The organism is Lawsonibacter sp., from assembly GCF_022777125.1.
Classification (GTDB): Bacteria; Bacillota; Clostridia; order Oscillospirales; family Oscillospiraceae; genus Lawsonibacter_A; species Lawsonibacter_A hominis.
In genome coordinates this window covers 23,811-30,645 of the sequence record NZ_JALFGV010000021.1, presented here as the reverse complement: position 1 = coordinate 30,645, position 6,835 = coordinate 23,811, and the positions used below count along the sequence as shown (strand labels likewise).

The following is a 6,835-nucleotide window of genomic DNA, read 5'->3' as shown; positions in this document are numbered from 1 at the left end:
CCACAACATGCCACATCTTTGTCCTTCTTCACATGGCTGTTCCATTTCCGTTTCGGATGATCGGCCATAAACGCAAGACCAAGGGTGAAAAGTTCTTCCTTGGTCAGCCGCCTAAGAACCGTCAATTCAGTACAGGAAATCTTTGAGTCGAATTCGTCTTCATCAATGTCGCCGCCGGCGTTGACGATATAGTATTCCGAGTGATCCACATCACTGTAATAACTCAGACAGTCCAGAGGGTCTTCCGCACAGTGGAAACCGTTTTTGCGGCAGTTGGCTTCTTGGGTTACGTTCAATCCCATCTGGAACTGATAGCCGATACAAACCATGCCAGGATGAAACCCTTTGTACGCGATCATACGCTACCTCCTTAACCAGCTTTTTCCATGCTGAAATCCAGCATAGACATCTGGCCATCAGTAGAAGGCTTCTTTTCCGGCGCCGGCTTTGGTTCCGGCTTTTTCTTTTCGGTGGGCTTCTTTTCCGCTTTCTTTTTCTTGCCGGTATTTCCGGTAGTCTTGCCAATATAGGGCTTCGACACAAACTTTTCCTCCTGCTCCTGGTCCTCCTTGGCATCCGGGTCGCGGAAATAATCTTCCGCCCACTGGTAGCACAAATCGTCCGGAATATCGCAGCCGTAGCCTTGGCCACCCTGTCCGGGCTGGATACCACTGGCCTTGAGTTCGTCCTGAACATAGTCCCACGCCTTCCGGCTGATGTACTGGAAGCAATGGATCATGGTTTTCTTCGGGTGCATGGTGAGCCGGGCAAAAGCCGGATCATCCAGGCAGAGCGTCTGGATATACTCCGAAACACACTCCTTCATGTTTCGACGGGTCAGCTTTTCCACATCCTTACTGACACGTTGCATGGAGGCGGATACCACTTCATCATCGCTCATGGCGGCAAGGCGATCCATCTGCTCCTGCAGGGCCCGCTTTTTCTCCGCCTGCTTGGCCTCCCATTCAGCCTTGCGTTTTGCTTCGGCAGCCTCATGCTCGGCACGACGCTTTTCTTCATCGGTATCCTTGGACGCGCCATTTCCGGCGGGCATATCCGTTTTGTTGTCATCCACATCGTCACATCCGCAATTCTCTTCCACGGGGTTATCCTTTGGCGCTTCCACCATCTCAGCGGAAACGGCGGACGCCGCATCAGGATCAGGCTGGGGTGCCGCTTCGTCCTCGGACTGGACGGACGAACGGCTGACCGGAGGTACCGGCAGCTCGTCAAAGCTTTCCTCTTCCTCAAAGGCATTTTCGCCCGTGAGTGCAGTAGCCGACGGTTTGCGTCCCTCCTGTATATCCAGCGACATCTCTGAAAAATATCCCATAGTGAACTCCTTTCTGTAAACAAAAAACGGCATGGACGGGCCAAAGCCCATTCCATGCCATCGTTACCAGTATCACAGCACATAGAGCAAAGTGCTGAAGCTGTCAAAGCAGTAGCAGACCACATTGGGGTACTGCTCCGCCCATTCTTTGATTTGTTCCTGTACTGCCTGCGCCACCATCTGTGCCGAAATATTCCAGGGCGGCGGAACTGTCACCGTGAAATATCCCTGTTCCATGCTGGGGCGCACATCCGCATCCAGCTGAACGCATTGCTCCAAAAGCGCCTCCAACTGTCCCTTCTTCGTTCCTTTTACAACAACCATCAATCTGCTCATGCTCCTCCCGAACCCTTCTTTTTGGCGAGCATTGGAGAAAATTTCACCTGTTGAAACTGTGTATCTCCGTTCACATAGTAGTAAATTCGTTTCATGGGATACTCTAGTTCCACAACATCAGAAAGAGACATTGGCCGTCCGTTGCAGTCTTCCGGCAACCCCACACTGAGTTCTGAAAACAGGCGTTTCAATACCTCGGCATCACTTTGCTCGGTCGGACAATAGACTTCTCCCGTCCAGACCATGCGATATTGAGCCGCAGGCGGCTGCTCATAGCCGGCCTTTCTTACCGCTTCCATATCCTTGAAAGCAAACGGAATCGCTCTCTGCTCGTCCAGTTCCAGCTGATAGAGCACAAATCGCTGTTTCCTGCGCTGGGGTTCCAGAAGGACGCCAAGCGCCTTCCTGCCATGGCGCAGAAAATCTTCATGCTCTTCCCGGGTCAGACCCAAATATTCGGTTAAACTGATACTCCTCTCTGCCAGGTGCTGCCATTGCTCGGTGCAGTCCTCAATATGCGCCAGCTCACACCAGCCATTGAGGTACTGTTCTTTGAATGTCTTTTTTTCCAACTCCTTTCTTCGCTGATTTTCCCGGCGCAAGGCAAGCTGCCAATCGTCAAACCCCTTATAGTTGGGATTCCATGTCAGCCGCCTGCAATTCATTCCGTACTTTCGGGCTGTCAGATAGATTTTTGAGGCTCCCGCCATGGTCATTTGGTTATTGTACTTGTCCATATCGTGGGCTTCTATGATCTCCTCTGTACCGCTCTGCGCCAGAAGGGCAAATAACGGTTCCAGTGGACTTGTGTTATTGGCTCCGGCAATCGCAGCAAAGGTGCGTCCAGTCAAACAGTGGGATATGTCGGCTTTCAGCAACCCCTCAATGACATACACCACACGGGCAGACGGATCACCAACCAGGTGTACCGGGCTTCCCGATGAAGCGCCGTCTCTCTTGGAAGAAGAAGAAAACCAGATGTATTTGGCGCCAGCTTTTTCCGGCGGGTCATCTTTGTCCTTCAGCGGCACATCCAGCATGATTTGAAACCCCTGTAATCTGCCGTCAAAACCAACGGCTGGAATCAAGATTCCAGATGTTTTTTTATAAAAGGCCATGGTCCAGTAGCCGCAGTCATCGCGGTAGAACCCTGGGACACCTTCCACCTTACAGCCCATCTGTATCAGACGCGCCGTAATAGAGCGGCACAAAAAGGGCGGCGGGGTGCTCTTAAAGCCCAGCGATTCAATTTGTTCATCAGACAGCCCACGCTTGGGTGAACGAAGGTGCTCCCTATGAGCTGGCCGCAGTGTAAGCTGGGCCAACAGCAGGGATAGCGTCTGATGGATCTCCGCAGGGCTCGCTTTCTCCGACTGCGGTACAGTTTTTCGCTCGGAAGTAGAATGACGGCCGGCGTCAGCCCGGGCCCCCGAAAGCGAGGACCCGGTGCTGACCACCAGCTTAGGAGCTTCATTCCCGGGGCGTATATGTTCTTCATGGCAGTTGTCGCACAAAGCTTCTGCTATTTCCCAGTAAGCGTCCGAGGTCGTCGTATTGTTGAGCCGTGCATACAGCCCAAGCATTCCGCCATGCTCGCCGCAGTAATTGCAGCGCCACACATTTTTGACGAAATTGACATTCATCTTTCCCCGGCGATCGCCACAGAACGGGCAATCCACATAGACACTATTTGACTGCTGGCGCCTGATACGCAGGTGCAGCAGTTCCACGACATCCATGATATTGAACGGAAATTCATCCGGGTATGAGCCCATCTGTCATTCCTCCCTTTGTACCCTCGCTGGGGTTCATATCAGCCAGCCTTCTGAAGAGAATCGAGCACCAGCTGGGCGGCAGCGCGCACCAGGTTGTTCTTGCTCTTGCCCGGAATGAGATAAAAGCGCAGATTGACCGGGCGTTTCTCCGCCACCTGCGCGATCGTCATGCCACGGCAGATGCCATCATCCACAACGACCTGTCTGGCCTGTTCCAGCGTCATCACCTGCAGAAGCTCTTCCACAGGAGTATTCTGCGTGTAGGTCGGAGCCTCGTCCTGCGCAGGTGCATCGTTGCCCTTGGGTTCGATTCGCATCTCAGCCTTTTGGGTGGGCAGCGACAGTTCATCCGTCTGCTCCACGGCTCCCGGCTCAGCAGCAGCCATCACAGTATCCGTGGGCACCACTTTCTCCGCCTTAACAGGCTCCACCGGCAGCCGCTGTTCTACCAGCTCCACAGGCGGAGCCGTCACAGCCGTTTCCGGGGCCACAGGCGTCCTCTGCTGGGTTTTAAGGTCGTTGGCCGGGAATTCCCCCACAGAGGGCGTAGCAGGCTTCTGAGGGGCGCTGGCAGGCACCTGCCGCGGTTCCGTGCGCTCCGCCTGAACAGGAGTAGTCGCAGCTGTCTTTTTCTCGGCGGTGGCCTGTGCGTCGGCGCTGATGAGTTGAATACCGAAGCCGGCATCCGTGAGCGCCTGGCTCAAAGCCTCATTCTGGGCGCCTCGGATAAAGTTCCGGTTGTCCTGAAGCTGCTGTTGGGCCACGCTCATGCTGAAAGGCTCAGCATCGCTGCGATCCAAGAACACACGGGCCTCGAAAATCGCCATCTGCTCGGTGATCCGCAGCGCCGTCACGCGCATACGCCCGTTGGGATGGGCCATGCGGAACCACAGCTTCTGATAGGGCAGATCCAACCTCATACTGTCCTTGGTGCGGCGGAGGAACTTGAGCGGGTCAAAGCCCGGCACCTTGTTCAACTCTGCTACGGCGGGTACGGCCTCATACATGGTTTTGGCATTGCTGCTTTCGTTCATTTTGCAAACCCCTTCCTGTTAAATAAAATAGGAGACGCACTGTGCTTTTTCTGCACTTTACGTCCCTTTTTAACCTGCGTATTTCAATTCTTTTTCCGCTTCGTTCGGGAGCGGGATGCCGGCGCGTCTGGCATAGGCCTTAAAATACATGCCAATGCGTGCGCCCAGCAGCGTATTTCGCTTGCTGATCTCGTTGCGGTGAATCGCCATGAACAGCACCTGCTTCTGTCCAATCAGCACCACACGCTTTTTAGCACGGGTGATTCCGGTATAGAGCAGGTTGCGGTAGAGCATGATGCTATGCGCTTTCAAAAGCGGCATGATAACCGTTTCATACTCAGAACCCATAGACTTATGGATGGTGGTGGCATAGGCAAGGTCCAGATTGACCATATCCTCTACGCTGTATTCCAGTTCTCGGCCAACTCCAAAATCGAGGCCCACACGCTTTCCGTTCTCACCGTCTTTGATATAACGGATAAAGCCCAGATCACCATTGGACACCTTTGCGGTGTTCTTGGTCTGCATAATACGGTCATTGACCCGGAAAACTTTGACGCCGATTTTGATCTCGTCTTCGGCGGAGCGAAACGGGTTGACCACTTCACGGATGGCCTCGTTGAGCTGTTCCGCTGATGCCGCACCTTCTGAGCGGAAGGGCGACAGAATCTGCACCCGGTCGATGCCGCTTTCCTCAATCTCTCTGCAATAACGGGAGATAATCCGCTCGGCGGCATCCGCCTGGTTATCGCTCGCCATGAACATGAAATCCGGCCCATAGTACAGCTTGGTATTGCCCTCGTTGATAAACTTGGCATTGTAGGCTATCAGGCTGTCTTTGGACTGGCGAAAAATCTGATCCAGCACAGTGACAGGCACCAACTTGCAGTCAATCAACTCACGGAACACATTTCCGGCTCCCACGCTGGGAAGCTGGTCCGGGTCGCCTACAAGCACGATTCGTGCCCCGTCCTTGATACGAGAGAAGAATTTATCTGCCAGCCACATATCTACCATGGAAAACTCGTCCACGATGATCAGATCAGCCGACAACGGCTCCTGCTGTTTCGTTCGGTTGACATCGTCCTCTTCGCTGCCGAGACCCAAACCACTGTGAAGTGTCCGGGCCATATCAAAGCCGGTGCTCTCTGCCATACGGCGGCTGGCTCTGCCCGTCGGCGCCATTAAGACGATTTGGCCGTCAGGGTGCAGCCGGCGATATACCTCCAGGATCGTTTTCAGAACCGTTGTTTTTCCGGTACCGGGAGAGCCTGTGATAATGGAAAGATTGTGGCGGTACGCCGCATAGACGGCAGCCTCCTGTTTGGAAGACAACACCACGCCCATCTCACGCTTGACCCGTTCCAGTACCCGCTCGATCCGCTCCGGTTCCGACGGCTCCACCAACCGCATAGCAATGCGGCGGGCGGTCTCGTCCTCCTGTGCAAACACCCGGGGCAGATAGATGTTATCCTTGACCGACACCACTTCTCCTTTGAGAATCATGTCCTGCAGCACATCTGCGACTTCCTGCGCCTGAAGGCGAAGTGCCGGCACAGGAATCTTGTTGTTGAGCAGCCGAAGTGCCTCTTTCTGCAGGGTTTCCCCGGGCAAGAACAGGTGCCCTTTGGAGCCTTTGCCATCTTCCAGCGCCCAGAACAGTGCTCCTTTGACCCGCATGGGGTCATGGAGGTCACCGCCGTTCTTCTGAACAATGGCATCTACACGCAAAAAGCCGAATCCAGATATCTGGCACAGTTCAAACGGACTCTTTTTCAAGATGTCCACACTGGCCGGCCCGAAATACTGATAGATCTTGAGCGCCGTTTTCGGCGTGATCTTAAACGGGGAGAGCAGAACCAAAAGATCCTGCAGCATCCGGCTCTCCGCATAGGAGGTCTTAATCTCCTCCAGCTTGCTTTCCGTGATACCCTTGATTTCCAAAAGCCGTTCCGGCTGCTTCTGCAGAATGTCCAGCGTGTCCTCTCCAAATCGGGATACAATCAGCGCGGCGGTCGCAGGCCCGATTCCTTTGATAAGGCCCGATGCCAGATACCCCTCCACACCGCTTTTGGTGCGAGGGACGATCTCGCGCCACTGCTCCACCTGAAGCTGCATACCATACTTGCCCTGCTTCCATTCACCGTCCAGTTCCAGCTCCACCGCATCCGTGCGGGGCAGTTCATAGCCGGTCGCCACAAAGCGGATCAGATGGTCTCTGTAGCGGCGGGTAGAACGGGCCTCCAGCGGCACCTCTTTGTCAGCAGTCTTCACACTGATAATGCAGAACCGATTTGCCGGGTTGTGATAAATCGTCCCGTCATAAGTTCCTTTATGGATCACTTCTTTTTTCCCTC

Annotated in this window: 6 protein-coding genes; all 6 read right to left on the bottom strand. The window is 54.2% G+C overall.

Going from position 1 to position 6,835, the window contains the following annotated elements; all coding sequences use genetic code 11:
- The coding region (locus MR825_RS02055) for a DUF7666 domain-containing protein (RefSeq protein ID WP_287878497.1) at positions 1–359 on the bottom strand (359 nt) is incomplete at its 3' end.
- A gap of 11 nt (positions 360–370) precedes the next feature.
- A complete protein-coding gene (locus MR825_RS02050; protein WP_287878494.1) occupies positions 371–1,333 on the bottom strand; it encodes a Cas9 inhibitor AcrIIA9 family protein in 963 nt (320 codons plus the stop codon).
- A gap of 72 nt (positions 1,334–1,405) precedes the next feature.
- Complete coding sequence (locus MR825_RS02045; RefSeq protein WP_245185003.1) at positions 1,406–1,669, bottom strand: hypothetical protein; 264 nt, start codon at positions 1,667–1,669, stop codon at positions 1,406–1,408.
- Positions 1,666–3,444 (bottom strand): YodL domain-containing protein, encoded by a 1,779-nt coding sequence (locus MR825_RS02040; RefSeq protein ID WP_287878486.1) that lies wholly within the window; start codon positions 3,442–3,444, stop codon positions 1,666–1,668. The genes MR825_RS02045 and MR825_RS02040 overlap by 4 nt, the downstream gene beginning before the upstream one ends.
- Positions 3,445–3,482: 38 nt before the next feature.
- A complete protein-coding gene (locus tag MR825_RS02035; protein ID WP_287878484.1) occupies positions 3,483–4,478 on the bottom strand; it encodes a hypothetical protein in 996 nt (331 codons plus the stop codon).
- Between the two features lie 69 nt (positions 4,479–4,547).
- On the bottom strand, positions 4,548–6,821 hold the full coding sequence (gene recD2 / locus MR825_RS02030) for an SF1B family DNA helicase RecD2 (protein WP_287878482.1): 2,274 nt from the start codon (positions 6,819–6,821) through the stop codon (positions 4,548–4,550).
- Positions 6,822–6,835: the final 14 nt, after the last annotated feature.

What these genes read in the sequence shown, in the direction of transcription:
- MR825_RS02045 (WP_245185003.1), bottom strand. Translation starts at nt 1,669, where the DNA reads ATGAGCAGATTGATGGTTGTTGTAAAAGGAACGAAGAAGGGACAGTTG.
- MR825_RS02035 (WP_287878484.1), bottom strand. Translation starts at nt 4,478, where the DNA reads ATGAACGAAAGCAGCAATGCCAAAACCATGTATGAGGCCGTACCCGCC.
- MR825_RS02040 (WP_287878486.1), bottom strand. Translation starts at nt 3,444, where the DNA reads ATGGGCTCATACCCGGATGAATTTCCGTTCAATATCATGGATGTCGTG.
- MR825_RS02050 (WP_287878494.1), bottom strand. Translation starts at nt 1,333, where the DNA reads ATGGGATATTTTTCAGAGATGTCGCTGGATATACAGGAGGGACGCAAA.